Here is a 20423-nt window from a genome sequence, read left to right as displayed (position 1 = left end):
TCGTAGCTGAACATAGCGGCGGGTTCCTACACGTTCAGGGCAAACGGGTGCAGCGATGTTAGAACGGCGTCCTTCCCTTGGCCCACATCTTGGCCCAGTCGCCGCGGAGGCCGGTGGCCTCGAAGTTGCCGAGGTCGGTAGCGGCAAAGGGGTCGGCGAGGTAGCGGACCTTGTCGTGCTGCGCCCCGCGCGGGTCAACCTTGACGAGCGCGAGCCGGTAGCGCGGGACGGCGTTCTTGCCGGTCATCACCTCGTTGTGGGTGACGAAGAAGTCGGTGGCGCCGTCGAGGCGGGCCTTGACCTCGATGCGGTAGGTGTCGCCGTTGGCGTCGGTCGACAAGATATCGAAGCCGGGGTTGTTGAACGCCTGCTCAACGGGCTGGCGGCCGAGTTCTCGCTCGCGCGCCAGGACCAGGTCGACTCCGCGGCGCTCGACCTCCTTGGTCTCCTTGGCGTGCATCGGCGCGGACGGCGGCAGTTCGTCTTCGAACAGGCTGACGGGCAGCACGAGGGCGGCGGTGACGAGGCGGGGTGGCTTGATGGACATGAGCTGCTGCTGGTCGAGCAGCTCCAGGCGCTTGCGGAGCCGGCTGTCGAGCTCGACCGCCTTGCGGTTGAGGTTCTCCGACGACTCCTTGGGCTTCTCGCCCTTCTGCTCATTCTCCGAGGCGATCGCCGCTTCGAACAGCAGGCGCTCGCTCTCTGCGGTAAGGCGCTTCGTGACCAGGTCACGGGCTTTCGTCAGCTCCGCCAGCCGGCGGGGCTGGACCTCGGCGAGGTACTCGGGGAGCCGGTTCGCGATGATCCAGCTCGTAGCCTTGTCCTCGGCCTCGGCAAGCCACGGAAGGGCGCGTGCGGCGTCGGTCTCCGGGCTGGCGGGAGCGGCGACGCAGTCCAGGTACGGCGCAGGACCAGCGGGGCTGACGGTGCCGTAGCTGTCGACATAGGCGTAGCCGAAACGGCGCGCGACAGACTCGCCGGTGGCGTCGGCGACCTCCTCCACGACGCCCACGAGCAGGTGTGGCTCTTCGAGGGTCGAGGACACGAGCGCGGTGCCCTGGTTCAGTGCGCCGCCGAACTGCCGGACAGTCTCGTCCATGACCGCGTCATGGAGCGGGTGGCCGGGCGCGAGCAGGTCGGCCCGAGCGAGTCCCTCGGGCTGGACGCGGGCAAGGTCGAAGGTGGCGCGGTCGTACTTCGTCGCGATCGGTCCCCTGCCGGCCGAGCGGAGGTGCTGGGGCACGTTCGCGATCTCGTAGCGCCCCCGCTCACGCCTGGCGATCCGGCCACCGAGACGGGTGAAGGCCGCCTTGAACGCCAGCTCGACGTAGTGCGGCTGGAGCCTCTTGGCCCGGGCCTCATCCATCGCTGCGCGGAGCCGCTGGAGGTCGGCCTCGGCGAGGTGCTCTGAGGCGAGCGCCCGCTCGTCGAGCAGGTCCTTGAGGCCATCGCCGACGCTGGCGTCGATGACCTCGTGCATCTTCGCCTTCACGTCGGGGCGCTCGCCGTACTGGATGGCGTCGAGCAGGAGGGCGCGCAGCGGGGTCTCGGTGAAGGCTTCACCGAGGACGTCGAAGACCTTGCCGCCGTAATCCTGGCGCATCTGGTCGAGCTTGGCCAGTAAACGGGTGAAGACTTCACCCTCCCGCGTGTTGGAGGCCACGAGGTTCCACAGTCGACAGACCTTGTCCTGGCCGATGCGGTGGATGCGGCCGAAGCGCTGCTCGATGCGGTTGGGATTCCACGGCAGGTCGTAGTTGACCATCAGATGGGCAGTCTGGAGGTTGAGGCCCTCCCCGGCCGCGTCGGTCGCCAGGAGGATCTGGACGTCGCGGTTCTTGGTGAATTCCTCGGTGATCTGGCGACGCTCGCCGCGGCGGACGCCGCCGTGGATCGCCCTGACCGCGTCGGGCTTGCCGAGCAGCGAGCCGATCCTGGCCCGGAGGTAGTCGAGGGTGTCGCGGTGCTCGGTGAAGATGATGAGCTTGCGCGGCCAGCCGTTGGCGTCGGCGGTCAGCACCTCGTCCTGGAGGATGTTCGACAGCTCGGTCCACTTGCGGTCGGCGCCGGCGTCGCGGACGATCTTGGCGGTCTTCATCAGCTCGGCCAGCTCGATCAGCTCGGCGTTGAGTTCCTCGACGGTCTGCGCTGCGGTGGCGGCGTCGAGCAGGTCCTCCTCCAGCTCCTCGATCTCCTCGGCGTTGTACCCGTCCTCGTCGATCTCGCCCAGGTCGACGGTCGGCTCGGACTCGCGGTAGGTGCCGTTGAGGATCTCCTGCCGTTTGCCCTCCAGGCGCTCGGAACGGCGGACGAGGCTCTTGTAGATCGCCTCCGGGCTGGAGGCGAGTCGCCGCTGGAGAACGGTGAGCGCGAAGCCGACGGTGTTCTTGCGCTTGCCGCCGAGCCGGTCGGCCCGGTTCATCCCCTCGCGGACGTAGTGGGTGACGTCCGCGTAGAGGGCGTACTCCAACGCGGTCAGCTCGTAGGGAACGGTCTCGGCGACACGTTCGGGGAAGAGGTTCTTGCCCTCGAAGGTAAGCAGCTCCTCCTTGACCAGGCGGCGCATGATCCCGCTGGTGTCCGTGGTCTTCTTCTGCCGGCCCTCGAACCGGTCCCTGTCGAGCAGGGTGAGGAAGAGCTGGAAATCCTCCTCCTTGCCCGAGTGCGGGGTCGCGGTCATCAGCAGCAGGTGGCGGGTGATCTCGCCGAGGAGCTCCCCGAGCTGGAAGCGCTTGGTCTTCTCCAGCTTGCCGCCGAAGTAGTGGGCGCCCATGCGGTGGGCCTCGTCGACGACGATCAGGTCCCACTCGGTCTCCCTGAGCTGGGCCCGGAGCTGCTCGTTGCGGGAGAGCTGATCCATTCGTGCGATGAGGAGCGGGTTGGTCTCGAAGACGTTGAGGTTGACCTGGGAGTCCATGAGCTGGTTGGTCAGCAGATCGAAGCGGAGGCCGAACTTGAAGAAGAGCTCGTCCTGCCACTGCTCCACGAGCCCGCCGGGCGCGACGATGAGGCACTGCTTCACGTCGTCGCGCAGCAGCAGCTCCTTGAGGTAGAGGCCAGCCATAATCGTCTTGCCGGCGCCGGGGTCGTCGGCGAGCAGGAAGCGCAGCGGGGTACGCGGGAGCAGCTCGCCGTACACCGCGCGGATCTGGTGTGGGAGGGGCTGCACGTCGCTGGTGGCGACGGCAAGCATCGGGTCGAAGAGCCCGGCCAGCGAGATGCGCTGCGCCTCGGCCACGAGCTTGAAGTCGCTGGCGTTGGCATCGAAGGCGCGGCTGCCGGTCTGGGCGACGCTGAGCTTGTCCTGGTCCTTGCGGAACACGACCTGCTGGCCGAGGCTACCCGCGGCGGTCTTGTAGGTCAGTTCGAGCGCGTCGGAACCGTGCCATTGCGCGGCAATGACCGTGATGACCTCGGCGGGGATGAGCCCGTCGACGCGCAGCCCTGGCTTGAGTCCTTCCAGCAGCACGACTGACCTCCCGATAGACAGCCGGCCAACGCTACTGGAGCGGTCCGACAGTCCGGTTCGTGGACCCGGATCCCGGCCACCGACGCGCTGGCGGACCGGGGCGGGCTGCGCCCGCACCCCCGGCAGCCACGCCAGGCGCCAGCGACGGACCTGCCAGCTTCCTATTCCGCAGGCACGCCGCTGTCCGGCGCAGAGACGAGATGGCGGTGGGCCGGGTTCGGAGTGGCAATCTTGGCCGCACTCGCCGAACTGGCTGCCTCCTGCGGGACGAACACGCTAGCGACGATCCAGCCGTGGCGTCACCCTGTAAGAAGCGGGTAACGCAGACCGATGCCCACCGGAGACATCGGCAGGCGCGGAGGGGAGATCGCTCGATGTCGGCACAGATACTCACGCTGGATGGCGAACGGCAGACGCTCTCGGACGAGACGGTCGAGGAGATCCGCGCGATCTTCCGCGGGCAGGTTCTGACGTCGGACGACCTGGGGTATGACGACATCCGGGTCGTCCAGAACGCCATGCTCGACCGCAGACCCGGTCTGATCATCCGATGCACCGGGACCGCCGACGTCGTCGACGCCGTCAGCCTCGCCTACAGGCGGGACCTGCTCGTCGCTGTCCGCGGCGGCGGCCACAGCATCGCCGGGAGCTGCACGGCCGACGACAGTTTGATGATCGATCTGTCGATGATGCGGGGTGTCTGGGTCGACCCGGATCAGCGACGTGTGCGGGTGGCGGGTGGTGCGACCTGGGGCGACGTCGACCGTGAGACGCAGCTGTACGGGCTCGCGGTACCTGGCGGGGTCGTGTCGACCACGGGCGTCGCGGGTCTGACACTCGGTGGCGGAATCGGCTGGCTCCACCGCAAGTACGGTCTGGCCTGTGATGCGCTGCGCGCCGCCGAGGTCGTGACAGCCAGCGGCAAGATCATACGGTGCGACGGGACCGAACATCATGAGGACCTGTTCTGGGCGTTGCGTGGCGGGAGCGGCAACTTCGGTGTGGTGGTGTCCTTCGAGTTCGAGGCCTATCCGTTGGGCCCGATGGTCTGGAACAGCATGATCGTCCACCCGGTCGACGCCGTTACCGAGGTGCTTTCCCGCTGGCAGGACTGGACGTCCACCGTCCCTGACGAGGTCACCAGCCGTGCCCTCCTGTGGTCGCTGCCGGATGCACCGACGCTCCCGCCCGCCGTGCACAACCGCGACGTGCTCATCACGGCCGCCCTGTATGCCGGCGCCCCGGACGAGGGTCAGCGAGCGTGCCGGGCGCTTTCCGGGTTTGGCACGCCGCTTGCCGATATGAGCCAGGCCCGGTCGTACCGGACAGCGCAATCCTCCCTCGATCCCTTCTTCCCCAAGGGCGGACTCCAGAGCTACTGGAAGTCCGTCTACCTGGACAGACTCGATGAGGACGCGACCACGTTCGTGGCGCGCATCAGCCACGACCGCCCGCACCCGACGACGATGGTGCACCTGCCTCTCCTGGGAGGCGCCATGTCACGTGTAGGGACAACCGAAACCGCGTTCGGTGACCGCAGCGCTCGGTACCTGCTGAGCATCGACGGAAACTGGCTGGACCCCGCCGAAGACGACGCAAACATCCGCTGGGTGCGCAATGCCTACGGCGAGGCCGTCAGGCTTCGGGCCGCATCGGGCACTTACCTCAACTTCGGCGGCGACGCGGATCTCGACGACGCCGACCGGGCACGGGCCTGGGGGCGCAACGTCGAGCGGCTGCGGCGAGTGAAGCGCACCTATGACCCGGAGAACCGCTTCCGGCTCAACCCCAACATCCCCCCCGCCGAAAGCTGAGCCTGCGCTGGGACTGGGGCTGATGACCGTCCCCACCTTTCGGGCGATCTCCTCACGCATCTGACGGATCGACGCCACCGCATCACTGTCCGCGAGAATCTCCAGGGTCTCCTGTAGGCTCTCCCGCTCGTCCACCGAGACGACCGGCCAGGCTCGCTGGCGCGCCGTAGCCCACACCACGCACAGTTCTTCATCCTCGGTCGTGGGCGAGGCGGACGTTGTAACGGGCATCCGAGGTTTGGCGTTCCGTCCCCGCGCGAGCGCACAAGGACGGAACACTTGTCTCTAAAAGATCTCCTCACCGACCGCAAGGATTCCTGCGATCGGTGCCTGTTTTATTGGAATCTCAGCGACAGACCCTGACCGTGCGCGGGGGAATCCAGGTCCGGTGTCCATGCCCCCAGACCCAGTGACCGCTCATATGGCGCCAATAACAATGTACATCACTGCGATGGACCGCGCCAGGCGTGCTTCTCGGCGGGGAAGCCATCGAAGGAGCCGCAGACAAAATTGTCCCGAGCGCAACGATCACAACCATCAGAAAATACTTCGGGCTTTTCCTGAGCGCCATTTCCGCCCCCTCCAGTGTCGCACCGCCATCTCCCCGGGGAAGTTCCCCACTGGATTGCGAGCCAGAGATACCCCCGCCATCGGGCTCTAATCATTTCACCAATGACGTGAATCGCAGCAATCTCCGACGTAATCGACGGCGATTTACTGTGATCGATAGTTCATGGTTTGTGACCTACTGGGTAGGTAGAAGCAGAGCCGGTGTCCGGCGGCGAGCATGTCGATCAGTTCGCGGAGTAGGTGAGGCATCGAGGTGCTGGTCCAGGCCTGCCAGACTCGGCCGTCGCTTCAGCCACCGACGACCCCGCAGACTCCCGTCTTCCCCAGCAGCGTCGCTGGTAGCCGGTCACCCGCCGTTCACGCGGTAGCATGGTGGGCGATACTGGGCGGTGTGACGAGCGACGGACAGACCGGGCCGGCAGCCGGCGGTGATGCGCCGCCCCGGCAGCCGTTCGCGCACCTGAGCGCCCCCAACGCGGACGTCTACCGGGAGGTGCTGACGACGTTCGCGCGGGCGCGGGACCGGTTCATCGTCCACATGCGCCCCGAGGACGTGATCGCGGACCTGGGGCGGCCGGGGCAGACCGAGTCGATCGTCGCCGCGCTGGACAAGCTCGTTGAGTGGGGCAACCTGCGGGCCGACCCGGACACCGGCCGGGTGACCACGGTGGCGGACTTCCACCGGGCGCGCTACCTGTACCAGCTGACCCCGGCCGGGCAGGCGGCCGAGGAGGCGATCGCCGTCTACGAGGTGGCGATCGGCCGCCGGGGCGCCCTGCAGTCGGTGGCGCTGGAGGACATCGCCGCCCAGCTGCGCGCCCTGGTGGAGATGACGGCCGGCGACGCCGCCGATCTCGACCCGGCGAAGGTACACCTGCTGCTGCTGGGGCTGGCGGAGCGGTTCACCGGACTGGCCGACAACGCTCAGGCGTTCATGACGTCCCTCCGCCGAGTGATCGACTTCTCGGACGGTGACGTGGACGCGTTCCTCGCCTACAAGCAACGGCTCATCGACTACATCAACCGGTTCATCGCCGAGCTGGCGAACCGGGGCGCGGAGATCGCCACCCTGCTGGGTCAGGTCGAGGGAGCCGGCGTCGAACGCCTGCTGCTGCTCGCGGCCCGTCGGGAGGCGACCGACGCCGTGCCCGACGTGCCCGAGGTATCCGGCTCCGGGGCATCCGATTCCGGACGGACCGGAGCCGGGCGAACCGACGCCGAGCGGATTCGGACCGCCTACGACGCCGCGGTCGCCGCGGCCCTGGACGGCTGGCGCAACCGCTGGCGCGGCCTGCACGACTGGTTCGTGTCGGCGGATTCACGCCGTCCCTCCCAGGCACGGTTGTTGCGGGGCGCGGCGATCACCGCGATCACCCAGCTCATCGACACCGTCGCCGCACTCAACGAGCGCCGTACCGGCCGTTCGGACCGGTCGGCGGACTTCCGCACGCTCGCTCGCTGGTTTGCCGAGGCCCCTGACGACGCGGCGGCCCACCGGCTGTGGCGGGCCGCCTTCGGCCTGGCCTCGGCCCGGCATCTCACCGTCAGCCAGGAGACCGTCGCCGCCTGGCAGGAGGACGAGCCGGCACCGAACACGCCGTGGCAGGATGCGCCGCCGATGCGGATCAGCCCGCAGCTACGCCGGACCGGTTCCTACGAGCGGCGCGGAACGCCGAACCGGGTCACGGACCGCGCGCGGCAGCGGCGGCTGCTCGCCGAGCAGGCCGCGCGGGAGGCGGAGCAGGCCGCGTCCGCTCGGGCCCGGCTCGCCACCGACGGGCCGGTGCTGCTGTCCCAGCTCGGCGTCCTGGACCGGCAGGCGTTCCGGCTGTTCCTCGGCCTGCTCGGGGACGCGCTCGCCGCCAGGCTGCCGGGCGATACCGAGGTGGAGACCACGTCCAGCGACGGCACGGTCCTGATCCGGCTCACCCTCGTCCCCGGCGGGGGGGTGGCGCGGATCGAGACCGAGGATGGCGTCCTGGACGGCCCGGAACACACCGTCGAGATCGTCGACCTGGCCGGTGCGGCATCGCGTCCGGCGGCCTGGAACGGCCTGAACGGCCTGAACGGCCTGAACGGCCTGAATGGCCGAAGCCGGCAAAACGATCCGAATGGCCGGATAGACGACCTCGATCCAGTCGTACTCGCCGGTGGGCCAGACCGGCTCGAGCTGCTGGAGACCGGACGGGTGTCCGGATGACGGCGGACTCGGTCGCCGAGGAGAACCGGGCCGCGCGGCGCAGGGCCCTGCGCGCGCTGCTGGCCGGGCCGCTACGCACCGCCGGCGCGGACGACGAGGTCCTGCGGCTGGTCCGCCGGCACGCGTCCGAGCTGCGCGAGTGGCTCGCCGCCGAAACCGGCTGGCGGCTGGTCGTCGACGCCGAATCGGCGCGGCTGTTCAAGACGGCGGCGACCATCCAGGACGACACGCACCCGGCGCGGGAGGGGAAGGGCCGAGCGCCGTTCGGGCGGCGCCGCTACGTCCTGCTGTGTCTCGCGCTGTCAGTGCTGGAGGGGGCGGACACCCAGATCACCCTCGGCCGGTTGGCCGAAGGGGTGCTGGTCGCGGCGAGCGACCCGGAACTGGCCCGCACCGGGGTCACCTTCACCCTCAGCCGCCGGGACGAACGTTCCGACCTCGTGGCGGTGGTCCGGCTGCTGCTCGCGCTCGGCGTGCTGGATCGGGTCGCCGGCGAGGAGGACGCCTATCTGCGCGACAGCGGCGACGCGTTGTACGACGTACGCCGCAGGGTGCTCGCGTCGCTGCTGACCGGTACCCGCGGCCCGTCGACCATCGACGCCGACGACATCGGGGCGCGGCTCGCCGAGCTGACCCACGAGCCCGTCCCCGACACCGACGACCTGCGCAACCGGTCGCTTCGCCACCGGTTGACCCGCCGGCTGCTCGATGATCCCGTCGTCTATTACGACGAGCTCGCCGAGGACGAGCGCGCCTACCTGATCAGCCAGCGGCGGGCGATCACCAGACGGATCGAGGACGCCACCGGTCTGATCGCCGAGATGCGCGCGGAGGGAATCGCGATGGTCGACCCCGACGACGAGCTCACCGACGTACGGATGCCGGAACAGCGCACCGACGGCCACGTGACCCTGCTAGTCGCCGAGTATCTCGCCACCCGGCCGGATCCCGCGGAGCCGGTGCCGGTCGGCCAGCTGCGTGGATACGTTCGGAAGATGGCAGCCGAGCATTCCACCTACTGGCGGCGGGGCGTCACCGAACCGGGTGCCGACGCCGAGCTGCTCGCCATGGCGCTGGACAAGCTGCGCGCGCTGCGGCTGGTCACGGACCTGCCGGGCCGGGCCGGCGAGCTGCCGGCGGTGCTCGCCCGGCCCGCGATCGCGCGCTACGCCGTCGAGGCGCCGACGATCCACGACGGCCGGGCGGGCGCCGCCGGCCCGGCCAGAAGCGGTCCGGCCAGAAGGAAGAAGACGAGCCGCCGATGAGCACCTCGACCCGCATGCCCGCAACACCGGCATCGCCCACGGCACCGGCCTCGATTCCCGTACCGGCCCGGGAGGACCGCTGGCAGCCGCTGCGCGCCGGCCTGGTCGACCTCTTCTACTACGACGTGGAAGAGTTCCACTTCCACGACGGGCGGCTGCTGCTGCGGGGCAACAACGGTACCGGCAAGTCGAAGGTCCTGGCGCTGACGCTGCCGTTCCTGCTGGACGGCGAGCTGGCCGCGCACCGGGTCGAACCGGACGGTGACCGCAACAAGCGGATGGAATGGAACCTGCTGCTGGGCGGCCGGCATCCGCATCCCGAGCGGCTCGGCTACACCTGGCTGGAGTTCGGCCGGCTGGGCGGTGACGGCATCCCCGAGTACCGCACGATCGGGGCCGGCCTGAAGGCGGTCAGCGGGCGCGGCATCGTCCGGCACTGGTTCTTCGTGACCCGCCAGCGGATCGGTCCGCAGCTGTCCCTGGTCAGCCCGACCCGGGTGCCGCTGACCAGGGACAAACTGAAAGAAGCCGTCGACGGCCACGGCGCGGTGTACGACACCGCGTCGGACTACCGCCGTGCCGTGGACGAAGCGCTGTTCGGTCTCGGCGGGCACCGGTACGAGGCCCTGGTCAACCTCCTGATCCAGCTACGCCAGCCGCAACTGTCCAAGAAGCCCGACGAGAAGCTGCTCTCCCGGGCGCTCACCGAGGCGTTGCCGCCGCTGGACCCCGCGCTCGTGGTCATCGTGGCCGAGGCGTTCCGGGGTCTGGACGAGGAACGGGAGACGCTGCGCGCCCTCGCCGAGGCGGAAACGGCGGCGCAGGCGTTCCTGACCCATTACCGCCGGTACGCCCGAGTGGCCGCGAAGCGGTACGCCGCGCCGCCGCGGCAGGCGCACAGCCGCTACGAGCAGCACGGGCGGGATCTCGCCGAGGCCGACGCCGCGCATCAGGCGGCGGTCGAGGCCCTGACGGCCGCGCAGCAGGCGCTCACCGAGGTGGAGGAGGCGAAGGCCACACTGACCGCCCGGCGGGACGCGCTGCGGGACAGCCCGGAGATGCGCGACGCGGCGGCGCTGCGGGGCGCCGAGGAGGATGCCGGGCGACTCGCCCGGTTCGCCGCCCAGCGGGAGCGGGACAGCCGGGCCGCGGCCGAGGCTGCCGGCGACCGGAAGCGCCGGCTCACGGGTGCGGAACGCATGGTCCAGGCCGACGCGGCGGGCTTCGACGCCGCGGTCCGGGCCGCCGGGCTGGCGGCCGAGGCCGCCCTGGTCACCGGCCGGCACGCCGCAGTGCTCACCGAGCTGGACGGCGGGGAACCGCCGTACCGCGACGCCCGGCGATCCGCCGAGGCCCTGGTCGGGCAGCAGGGCGCCGCCGTGAACCGCCTCGACGGGTTGCTGCGCGCGGCGGCCGACGCCGACGTGGCGCTACGCGCGGCCCGGGACGACATGGACCGGATCACTGCCGAGCAGCAGGCCGCCGCCGAGCGGATCGCGGCGGCCGAGGACCTGACCGCCCAGCGCGGGGCGGGCCTCGTCGCGGCCTGCACGGCCTACCTGGCCGGCTGCGCGTACCTGCGGCCGGCCGACCCGGACGCCGCGCTGGCAGCCCTGGCCGGCTGGGTGGACACACTCGACGGGTCCAACCCGGTCGCCACCGCGGTGGACGAGGCGGCGCGGCTGGCCACCGCCGACCTCGGGCGCCGGCAGGCCGTCCTCGACGGCGAGCAGACGGCCGCCCGGCGGGAACTCGAACGGCTCGCCGAGGAGATCGAGCGGCTGGCGGCCGGTGGCCACGACTCGCCGCCGGCCCCGCACACCCGCGACGAGCACGGGCGGGACGGCCGGGACGGCGCCCCGCTGTGGAAGGTCGTCGACTTCGTCGACGGCGTGCCCGACGAGCACCGGGCCGGAATCGAGGCGGCGCTGGAGGCCGCCGGGATCCTCGACGCCTGGGTCGGCCCGGACGGGCGGCTGCACAACCCCGTCAGCGACGACGTTCTGGTCACGCCCGGGCGGCCTGCGCCGGGGGGTGGGCTGGCCGCGGTGCTCACGCCGGCGATCGACCGCGACGACGCACGCGCGGCCCGGCTGAGCGACACCGCGGTCGCCGCCGTCCTCGCGACGATCGGCCTGCGCGGCGGGCCCGGCCCGGCCGGCGGCTCCCTGGTCCACGGGCCGGCGGCCACCGAGACCTCGGACACCGAGACCTGGGTCACCGTGGACGGCCGGTTCGGTAACGGGGTCCTGACCGGCGGTTGGCGCAAGGAAACCGCCGGCTACATCGGTGAGGGTGCCCGCGAGGCGGCCAGGCGGGTCCGGCTCGACCACCTGCGCGCCGATGCGACCCGGATCGAGCTACGGTTCGAAGAGCTGGCCGCGGCCGCCGCGGAGCTGGCCGACCGGCAGCTCTCGCTGGCCGCCGAGCACGGGGCCCGGCCCTCCGACGGCGACCTGCGCGAGGCGCACGCGCAGCTGGCCACGGAGCACAAGGCCAAGCGGCGGATCGACGCCCAGCACCAGGAGGCGGCCGCTGTCGCGGCCCGCCGACAGCAGGCCGCGGGTGAGGCGCGGGCGGCGGCCGAGGAGTTCGCCGGCGACGTGCGCCTGCCCGCGGAGCCGGCCGCGCTGGCCGACGTCCGGGACGCCCTGGGTGACTACCGGGCGGAGCTGGCCGCGCTGTGGCCGGCGGCGGAATCGCTGGACCGGTCCCGCCGCGCGGCGACCGAGGCGGAACACGAACTCACCCTCGCGCTGGAACGCCAGGAACAGACGGCCGAGGCGGTCGCCGAGGCGCAGACGCAGGCCGACGCGGCCGCCGAACGTCACCGGGTCCTGGTCGAGACGGCCGGCGCCGCCGTCGACGAACTGTTCCGCAAACTGGCCGCCGTCGACACCGAACTCGACCGGTGCGGGCAGCAGGAGAAGCAGTCGCGGGCCGCCGAACGGGATGCGCTCGACGCCCGGGGCCGGGCTCACGGCCGGCGTGAGACGTTGCGGGAGGCGATCACCACCGCCGCGGCCGAACGCGAGGCGGCTGTCGCGAGGCTCCGGGCGTTCGCGGCCACCGGCCTGCTCGCGGTCGCCGTCCCGGACCTGGAGATCCCGGACCCGGCTGCCGGCTGGGCACCGTACCCCGCGATCACGCTCGCCCGGGCGGTCAACGCCGCCCTCGACGACGTCGACGACACCGACCGCCGGTGGGAGCTGGCGCAGCAGCGGGTGTCGGCCGAGCACAAGGTTCTCACCGACGCGCTGTCCCGGCACGGCCACTCGGTCGGGATGGTCGTCTCCGACGGCGTGATCGTGGTCGACGTCCTGTTCCAGGGCCGCAAGCAGGACATCCCGGCCCTGGTCGCCGCGTTGGAGACGGAGACCGGGCAGCGGGCGATGCTGCTGTCCGCGAAGGAACGCGAGATCCTGGAGAACCACCTCGTGAACGAGGTGGCCGGCGCCTTGCAGGAACTGATCAGCGACGCCGAGAGCCAGGTTCGCCGGATCAACACGGACCTCGCGCAGCGGCCCACGTCGACCGGCATGCGGCTGCGGTTGCAGTGGCGGGTCGCGCGCAGCGCCCCCGAGGGGCTCGGCGCGGTGCGCGACCGGTTGCTGCGGCAGACGGCCGACGCCTGGAGCCCCGCCGAGCGGACCGCCGTCGGCGCGTTCCTCCAGGAGGAGATCAACCGGGAGCACAGCGCGGACACCACCGGCGGATGGGCCGAGCAGTTGACCCGTGCCCTGGACTACCGCGACTGGCACGAGTTCGCTGTGCAGCGGTTCCAGGACGGTCAGTGGCGGCCGGCGAGCGGTCCGGCGTCCGGTGGTGAGCGGGTGCTCGCGGCGTCGGTGCCGCTGTTCGCGGCCGCCTCGTCGTTCTACGACTCCTCCGGCAACCGGCACGCACCCCGCCTGGTCGCCCTGGACGAGGCGTTCGCCGGGGTGGACGACGACTCGCGGGCCAAGTGCCTGGGCCTGCTCGCCGCGTTCGACCTCGATGTGGTGATGACCAGCGAGCGCGAGTGGGGCTGCTACCCGCAGGTCCCCGGCCTGGCGATCGCGCAGCTGTCCCGCCGGGACGGCATCGATGCCGTGCTCGTCACGCCGTGGCGGTGGGACGGGCACGAGCGCACCCGCGTCGACCGGCCGGTGCCCTACCAACCCGAGCAACCCGAGCGGCCCGACCAGCCCGACCAGCCCGACCAGCCCGACCAGCCCGACCGGCCCCAGCCGCTCCGTCCGGCGCAGGGTGACAACACCGAGCCCCTACCGTTCGAGTGAGCGCGGCGTCGACCGGGGCCGCCCGCGATGTGGAACGGCTGCGTCGTCTGCTGGGCGGTGAGCACACGGCATGGCTGCTCGACCGGGTACGGCGCAGGATCGAGCTGGGCCGGCCGCTCACCGGGACAGTCACCCTCGGCCGGGCCAGCGCGGACCAGCGGCGGGGGGTCGAGCGGCTGCTGGGCCGCCGGGCCGGCACCGGCGCCTCGCTGTCCGTGTCGTTGGACGAGGTCGACGCGGTGCTGCGGTCCAGCGGCGCCGCGCCGGACGGACTCGCCGCCGCCGTCCGCCAGCTCACCGGGGATGTCACGGAGCGGGCGGAGCTGGCCGCGGCGCAGTCACGGGCCTGGGCGCAGGCGCACCAGCCCCTGGACGACCTTCTCGCCCGGCGCCCCGAACTCACCCCCTGGCGGTCCTGGCTGGACAGCACCGGCCTGCTGCGCCGGCTGACTGGCACCCCGGACGCGGCGATGCCGCTGGCCGCCGACCTGGTCCGGGTGCTCGACGCGTTGCCCTCACCCGGCGTGGCGCTGGGCCGGCTGGCCGCCACCAGCACCGGCGACGCGCACGCGCTCGACGACGGCCGGCCGCTGGCGACGCTGGCCCTGGCGGCGGCCCGGGTACTGGGCGGATCCCACCCTGCGGGTGACGGCTCGGCCGCGGGCCGTCGCGCCGCGTGGGCCGCTGTCGGGGTACACCGTGACGAACTGTCGTCCACGGTGCTCTGCCTGGGTCTGCCGGGCGGGGCGGACAGCCCGACCGGCCGGATCCTGGCCATCTGTCGCGAGGCGGGGGAGCCCTGCGTGCTCACTCTGCGCCAGGTCGGCCCGGGCCAGGACCGCGGCGACCTCGGTGTGGGCCTCGGAGTGGTGTACCTGTGCGAGAATCCGATCGTGCTGGCCAGCGCCGCCGACGAGCTGGCGGGCCGCACCCCGCCGCTGGTGTGCGTGAACGGCCAGCCGTCGGCCGCCGTCATCGGCCTGCTCGCGGCGCTCGCCGGCCAGGGCGCGCGGTTCGCCTACCACGGCGACTTCGACTGGGGCGGCATCCGCATCGCCAACGGCCTGCGGGAACGGATCGGCTGGCGGCCATGGCGTTTCGACGCCCGGTCCTATCAGGCCGCGCTGACCACGGTGACCGGCGGCGAGCTGGCTGGCCGGCCGGTCGACGCGGCCTGGGACCCCGACCTGCGCCCCGCGCTGGAGCACCATGCGATCAGAGTGGACGAGGAACTCGTCCTCGCCGAGCTGATCGACGACCTCGGCGCCCCACAGGCCTGGTAACACTCGACAACACTCTGTAACACTCGGTGGATAAAGGCCAGGCGCTCAAGGGTGCGGCCGGTAGAGTCCCGGCGACACGCGCGGGCAGCAGGTCGGCAACCTCGCTCGTCCGGGCGCCATGGCCGGTGAGAGCAGCGGTGACCGGCTGGTCTTCGTCAACGACGACCAGCGGCGCCCGGTGCGGCAGGCGCAGACTGGAGGCGATGACCAAGTCAGCGGTACCCAGGCCCCGTCTGTCCACCAGCCCCTTCAAGGCCCCGGTCACCCCGCCGTGCAAGCGGTTCGCCGTAGGAGACCGGGTCACCCACGACATGTACGGTCTCGGCCAGGTAACCGGGGTCGAAGCAGAAGTCGCCGTCCTCGTCGATTTCGGTTCCCAGCAGGAACGCATTCTGAGCCCGTTCAGCAAGACGTCCCGTCTCTGACGCCATGAGGCTTCGATTCGCGGAACCCGAAGACGCCACGTAGGCGGCGGAAGGTCCCACGGAGAAGCCTGTCACCGCTCTGACGTCCTACCCCTCGTTCCACTCGGCAGCCCCACCCCGAAAGCGAGACATCTCATCGCCACCGCCTCGATCCCCCTCTTCTCCGCGTCGGAGCCGCCGCGGTCTCTGCCGCGGCAGGAGCCTCCGCCTCTGACGATCCGCCTCTTCCAGGCACCCGACTTCGGGCTGTCTGATGTCGAGATCATCGATGTCGTGGTCACGGACGTCGAGACCGCCGCCTTCCAGACGCCCGCCGTCGAGCGCCCGCCCGCGCTGGATCCCCGTCGTCATCGAGCGCGGCCCCGCCGATCGTAGGCTCCGGGCGCTGTCCGGGTAGGGCGCGCAGCCACGCGCACCAGGCGTCGACCCCCTGGCCGGTACGGGCGCTGACCTCCAGCATGGCCACGCCCGGGTTGACGTCGGCGAGGTTCTTCCGGAACGCCTCAAGGTCGAAGTCGAGGTGGGGAAGCAGGTCCGTCTTGTTGACGAGCACCAGGTCGGCCGAGCGGAACATGACCGGGTACTTGAGGGGCTTCTCCTCGCCCTCGGTGACGGCAAACACCATCGCGCGCAGGTCCTCCCCGACCTCGAACTCGGCGGGGCACACCAGGTTGCCGACGTTCTCGATAACGACGAGATCGAGGTCGCGCAGGGGCAACCGGCCCAGCGCCGAGGCGACCATGGGCGCGTCCAGGTGGCACTCCCCGCCGAACCCGTTACCGGTGTTGATCAGGGCGATCGCCGCGCCGAGCCCGTCGAGGCGGTCGGCGTCGATGCTGGTCTCGATGTCGCCCTCGATGATCCCGACCCGCAGCTGCGGGCCGAGACGGCGCAGCGTCTCGACCAGCAGGGTGGTCTTACCGGCGCCGGGAGCGGACATCAGGTTCACCACCGTGACGCCGGCGGCGTCGAAGGCGGCCCGGTTCGCCAGCGCGACCCGCTCGTTCTCCCCGAGGATCCGCTCGAGGACCTCGACCCGTTCGGGCCCGGTGCCATAGCCGGAATGGTCCCCGACGGACACCCCGGCCGGTGGGTGCGGACCCGAGTACTCGTGCGGCGCCCCTTCCGGGTGGGGATGCGCCCCTTCCGGGTGGGGATGCGCCCCTTCCGGGTGGGGATGGAAGCGACCCACGGCGTGTCACGCCTCCACGGTGTCGGGAGCTGCCGAGCCGAGAGCCGCCGGGTCGACAGCCGCCGGGTCGACAGCCGCCGGGTCGACAGCCGCCGGGTCGACAGCCGCCGGGTCGGGAGCCACTTCGAACGAGGTGACGAGGAACTCCTCGCCGGTGACGATGGTGACGCCGGCCGCGCCGCAGGTGCCGCAGCGCAGCGCCCGGTCCGCCAACTCGCCGCGGGTCCCGCACACCCGGCAGCACACACTGACCGGCACGCTCTCGACCTCCAGCACGGACCCGGCCAGCACGGACCCGGCCAGCACCTGCCCGCCGGGGGGATCGGCGCCGTTCCCCGGCGGCCCAGCGTTCTCCGGGGGCCCAGCGTTCATCAGCTCCCAGCAGTAGGCGAGGGTTTCCGGCACGATCTGGCGCAGCTGACCCACCCGGACGTGCACCCGGGTGACCGGCCGACCGGCCGCGTGCCGGGTGACGACGCCCGCGATCGATCGGCAGACGGACAGCTCGTGCATCGCCCGGTCCTCCCCCGGCACCCTCCGGCGACCCGCCTGATCCGGTGACCCGCCCGAGCCGGCATCGCACCGGCTCACCGCTTCGCCGGGCCGCGCCTCGGCGCTCGCCCCACGGGCGTCGATGAGGGCGGGCTGGGATGGCCGGTGCATGCCCCACTCTCGCCCGGTCGTGTGCGCTTCACCAAACCGCACTGCGCGTTGGTGACTGCGCGTTGGTGGCAGCCTCCGCGCACTGTCGATGGGCGTCCGGCGTTGGGGGACATAGCGTTTGCTCTGCCGGAAGTCTCCGTGAGGCGACGGGCCACCCGACGATCACCCGACCCAGCGGCTTCCGATCACCTCGCCGGAGGGCTCGGTCCGCTCGTGGAGGTGGGCGGTGCGGCGGACCGCGGTGCCGACCACGGCCCGTCCGACGAAGGGAGTACTGATGTCATCCGTGCTGTGGTTCCAGGGCGGGGCGTGCAGCGGCAACACGATGTCCTTCCTGAACGCCGACGAGCCCAACGTCGTCGACCTGATCACCGACTTCGGGCTGGAACTGCTCTGGCACCCGTCGTTGGGGCTGGAGAACGGCGCCCAGGCCCGGGAGCTGTTCACCGACTGCGCGCGGGGTGCGCGGCCGGTCGACATCTTCGTCTTCGAGGGTTCGGTGATCCGCGGCCCGGACGGAACCGGCAGCTTCGACGTTTTCGCCGAGCGGCCCATGCAGGACTGGGTGCGTGAGCTGGCCGCCCGGGCCCAGGTGGTGGTGGCGATCGGGGACTGCGCGTGCTGGGGCGGGATCCCCGCGACGGCGCCGAACCCGACGGACTCCACCGGGCTGCAGTTCCACAAGCGTGAACGCGGCGGTTTCCTCGGCCCGGACTTCCGGTCGCGCTCCGGGTTGCCCGTCGTCAACATTCCGGGCTGCCCGGCCCACCCGGACTGGATCACGCAGATCATCGTGGCGCTGGCCACCGGCCGGGCCGCCGACATCGCGCTCGACGAGCTGCACCGGCCACGGACGTTCTTCACGACATTCACCCAGACCGGCTGCACCAGGGCGGAGTACTTCGAATACAAGCAGTCGACCCTGGCTTTCGGGGACGGGACCCGCAAGGGCTGCCTGTTCTACGAGTTCGGCTGCCGCGGCCCGATGACCCACTCCCCGTGCAACCGGATCCTGTGGAACCGCCAGTCGTCGAAGACCCGCGCCGGCATGCCGTGCATCGGGTGCACGGAGCCGGAGTTCCCGTTCTTCGACCTCGCCCCCGGCACGATCTTCAGGACCCGGAAGGTCGGCGGGCTCATTCCACGGGAGGTGCCGGCGGGCAGCGGCCACCTCGGCTACCTGGCACACGCGGCAGCTGCCCGGATAGTCGCCCCGCAGTGGTCGAAGGAGGACATGTTCGTCGTCTAGCCGGCCGGTAGCCGGTAGCCGGTAGCCGATGACCGCGCGTGCTCCGACCGGAGACCGCGAGGAACGGACGAGGGGAAGAGAGGATTCCAATGGCCACCGTCGATCTCAACGTCAGCCCGTTGGGGCGCGTCGAGGGCGACCTCGACGTCCGGGTCACGATCGACGACGGGGTGGTCACCTCGGCGTGGACCGAGGCGGCGATGTTCCGGGGCTTTGAGATCATCCTGCGCGGCAAGGACCCGCAGGCGGGCCTGATCGTGACCCCGCGGATCTGCGGGATCTGCGGGGGCAGCCACCTGTACAAGTCGGCGTACGCGCTGGACGTCGCGTGGCGCACCGAGATGCCGCCCAACGCGACGCTGGTCCGCAACATCGCGCAGGCGTGCGAGACGTTGCAGAGCATCCCGCGCTGCTTCTACGCGCTGTTCGCCATCGACCTCACGAACCGGAAATACGCCTCCTCGCCGCTGTATGAGGAGGCGGTACGGCGGTTCGCGCCCTACACCGGCAGCAGCTACGGCCCGGCGGTGGTGCTGTCGGCCAAGCCGGTGGAGGTCTACGCCATCTTCGGCGGGCAGTGGCCGCACTCCAGCTTCATGGTGCCCGGCGGGGTGATGTGCGCGCCGACGCTGTCGGACGTGACCCGCTCCATCGCCATCCTGGAGCACTGGAAGGTCAACTGGCTGGAGAAGCAGTGGCTCGGCTGCTCGGTGGAGCGCTGGCTGGCCAACCGTACCTGGCAGGACGTGCTCGCCTGGGTGGACGAGAACCCCGCCCAGCACGACAGCGACTGCGGCTTCTTCCTCCGGTACTGCCTCGACATCGGCCTGGATCGCTACGGCCAGGGAGTCGGCAACTACCTGGCGACCGGGACGTACTTCGCCCCCGACCTCTACACCCGGCCGACCATCTCCGGCCGCAACGCGGCACTCATCGGCCGGTCCGGGGTGTACGCGGGCGGCGGGTACTTCGAGTTCGACCAGGCCCGGGTGCGGGAGGACGTCACCCACTCGTTCTACGAGGGAACCGAGGCGCGCCACCCGTTCGACGGCGAGACCCGGCCCATCGATCCGGCGCGCGGCCGGGAGCAGGGCAAGTACAGCTGGGCGAAGTCACCCCGGTACGAGGTGCCGAACCACGGATACCTGCCGTTGGAGGCCGGGCCACTCGCCCGCCGCGTCGCCGCCGCGGCTCCCGGCGCGGGTGCCCACCAGGACGACGACCCGTTGTTCGGGGACATCCTGGCGGCCATCGGCCCGTCGGTGATGGTCCGCCTGCTGGCCCGGATGCACGAGGCCGCCAGGTACTACCAGTGGACGCGGGCCTGGCTCGACCAGCTGGACCTGCGCGAGCCGTTTCACCTCAAGCCGGTGGAGTACACCCAAGGGCGCGGCTTCGGTTCCACGGAGGCGGCCCGCGGCTCGCTCTCGGACTGGATCGTCATCGAGGACGGAAAGATCGCGAACTACCAGGTGGTCACCCCGACCGCCTGGAACATCGGCCCCCGCGACGGCTCCGAGGCGCCCGGTCCCATCGAGCAGGCCCTCGTCGGCACGCCCATCGTGGATCCGGAGAACCCGATCGAGCTCGGCCACGTGGCCCGCAGCTTCGACTCGTGCCTGGTCTGCACGGTCCACGCCTACGACGGCAGGACCGGCCGGGAGCTCAGCAGGTTCGTCATCAACGACAACCTATGACCGGGACCGACCTATGACCGGGGATCGCGAGGCGGGTGCCGCCTCGCGGCCCCCGGTCGGGCCGCGGGTGCAGGTCGATCCGCCCGGTTTCGAACCACCAGGGTGCGAGGTGGCCGTGATCGGCTGCGGCAACCTGCTGCGCGGTGACGACGGGGTCGGGCCGATCCTTGTCCGCCGGCTCGCCGAGACGGGCGTCCCGGCCGGGGTGCGCCTGGTCGACGGGGGGACCGCCGGGATGGACACGGCGTTCGCGATGCGCGGCGCGCGCCGGGTCGTTGTCGTCGACGCCAGCCGCACCGGGGCCGAGCCCGGGACC

The 20423-nt window shown here is 71.3% G+C and carries 12 protein-coding genes; 9 read left to right on the top strand and 3 right to left on the bottom strand.

Features of this window, described 5'->3' with window-relative positions:
• Window positions 1-58: 58 nt before the first annotated feature.
• The gene (locus tag AC08OO_RS05745; protein WP_476609156.1) at window positions 59-3469 is read right to left on the bottom strand and encodes a helicase-related protein; all 3411 of its coding nucleotides are present in this window, start codon (window positions 3467-3469) and stop codon (window positions 59-61) included.
• Window positions 3470-3843: 374 nt separating this feature from the next.
• Here AC08OO_RS05745 and AC08OO_RS05740 point away from each other — a divergent pair, with 374 nt between their 5' ends.
• The 6 genes from AC08OO_RS05740 to AC08OO_RS05715 all read left to right on the top strand — a co-directional run bounded on the left by AC08OO_RS05740 (window position 3844) and on the right by AC08OO_RS05715 (window position 15306).
• On the top strand, window positions 3844-5283 hold the full coding sequence (locus AC08OO_RS05740) for an FAD-binding oxidoreductase (RefSeq protein ID WP_476609157.1): 1440 nt from the start codon (window positions 3844-3846) through the stop codon (window positions 5281-5283).
• 961 nt (window positions 5284-6244) lie between these two features.
• Window positions 6245-8053, top strand: coding sequence for a TIGR02677 family protein (locus AC08OO_RS05735; protein ID WP_476618303.1), 1809 nt, complete (start codon window positions 6245-6247; stop codon window positions 8051-8053).
• Window positions 8050-9318, top strand: coding sequence for a TIGR02678 family protein (locus AC08OO_RS05730; RefSeq protein ID WP_476609159.1), 1269 nt, complete (start codon window positions 8050-8052; stop codon window positions 9316-9318). The genes AC08OO_RS05735 and AC08OO_RS05730 overlap by 4 nt, the downstream gene beginning before the upstream one ends.
• The gene (locus AC08OO_RS05725) at window positions 9315-13598 is read left to right on the top strand and encodes a TIGR02680 family protein (protein ID WP_476609160.1); all 4284 of its coding nucleotides are present in this window, start codon (window positions 9315-9317) and stop codon (window positions 13596-13598) included. The genes AC08OO_RS05730 and AC08OO_RS05725 overlap by 4 nt, the downstream gene beginning before the upstream one ends.
• Window positions 13595-14881, top strand: a complete 1287-nt coding sequence (locus AC08OO_RS05720; RefSeq protein WP_476609161.1) for a TIGR02679 family protein — start codon at window positions 13595-13597, stop codon at window positions 14879-14881. The genes AC08OO_RS05725 and AC08OO_RS05720 overlap by 4 nt, the downstream gene beginning before the upstream one ends.
• A gap of 203 nt (window positions 14882-15084) precedes the next feature.
• Window positions 15085-15306 (top strand): hypothetical protein, encoded by a 222-nt coding sequence (locus AC08OO_RS05715; protein ID WP_476606602.1) that lies wholly within the window; start codon window positions 15085-15087, stop codon window positions 15304-15306.
• 277 nt (window positions 15307-15583) lie between these two features.
• Here the strand turns inward: AC08OO_RS05715 and hypB are convergent, their stop codons facing one another.
• Window positions 15584-16498, bottom strand: coding sequence for a hydrogenase nickel incorporation protein HypB (gene hypB / locus AC08OO_RS05710; RefSeq protein ID WP_476618302.1), 915 nt, complete (start codon window positions 16496-16498; stop codon window positions 15584-15586).
• Between the two features lie 6 nt (window positions 16499-16504).
• A complete protein-coding gene (locus AC08OO_RS05705; protein ID WP_476609163.1) occupies window positions 16505-17161 on the bottom strand; it encodes a hydrogenase maturation nickel metallochaperone HypA in 657 nt (218 codons plus the stop codon).
• A 226-nt stretch (window positions 17162-17387) separates the two neighbouring features.
• On the opposite strand from AC08OO_RS05705, the gene AC08OO_RS05700 reads away from it, so the two are divergent.
• From AC08OO_RS05700 to AC08OO_RS05690, 3 genes are all read left to right on the top strand, one after another.
• Window positions 17388-18410: an NADH-quinone oxidoreductase subunit B family protein gene (locus AC08OO_RS05700; RefSeq protein ID WP_476618301.1), complete on the top strand. Its 1023-nt coding sequence runs from the start codon at window positions 17388-17390 to the stop codon at window positions 18408-18410.
• A gap of 89 nt (window positions 18411-18499) precedes the next feature.
• Entirely contained in the window at window positions 18500-20107 is a 1608-nt protein-coding gene (locus AC08OO_RS05695) for a nickel-dependent hydrogenase large subunit (RefSeq protein ID WP_476609164.1), read from the top strand.
• A 13-nt stretch (window positions 20108-20120) separates the two neighbouring features.
• On the top strand, window positions 20121-20423 hold a 303-nt coding region (locus tag AC08OO_RS05690; RefSeq protein WP_476618300.1), incomplete at its 3' end, for a hydrogenase maturation protease.

This window comes from Frankia sp. CeCAU1, from assembly GCF_977971845.1.
Note: the sequence above shows the minus strand (reverse complement) of the source record. Positions and strands in the feature narration are given on the sequence as shown.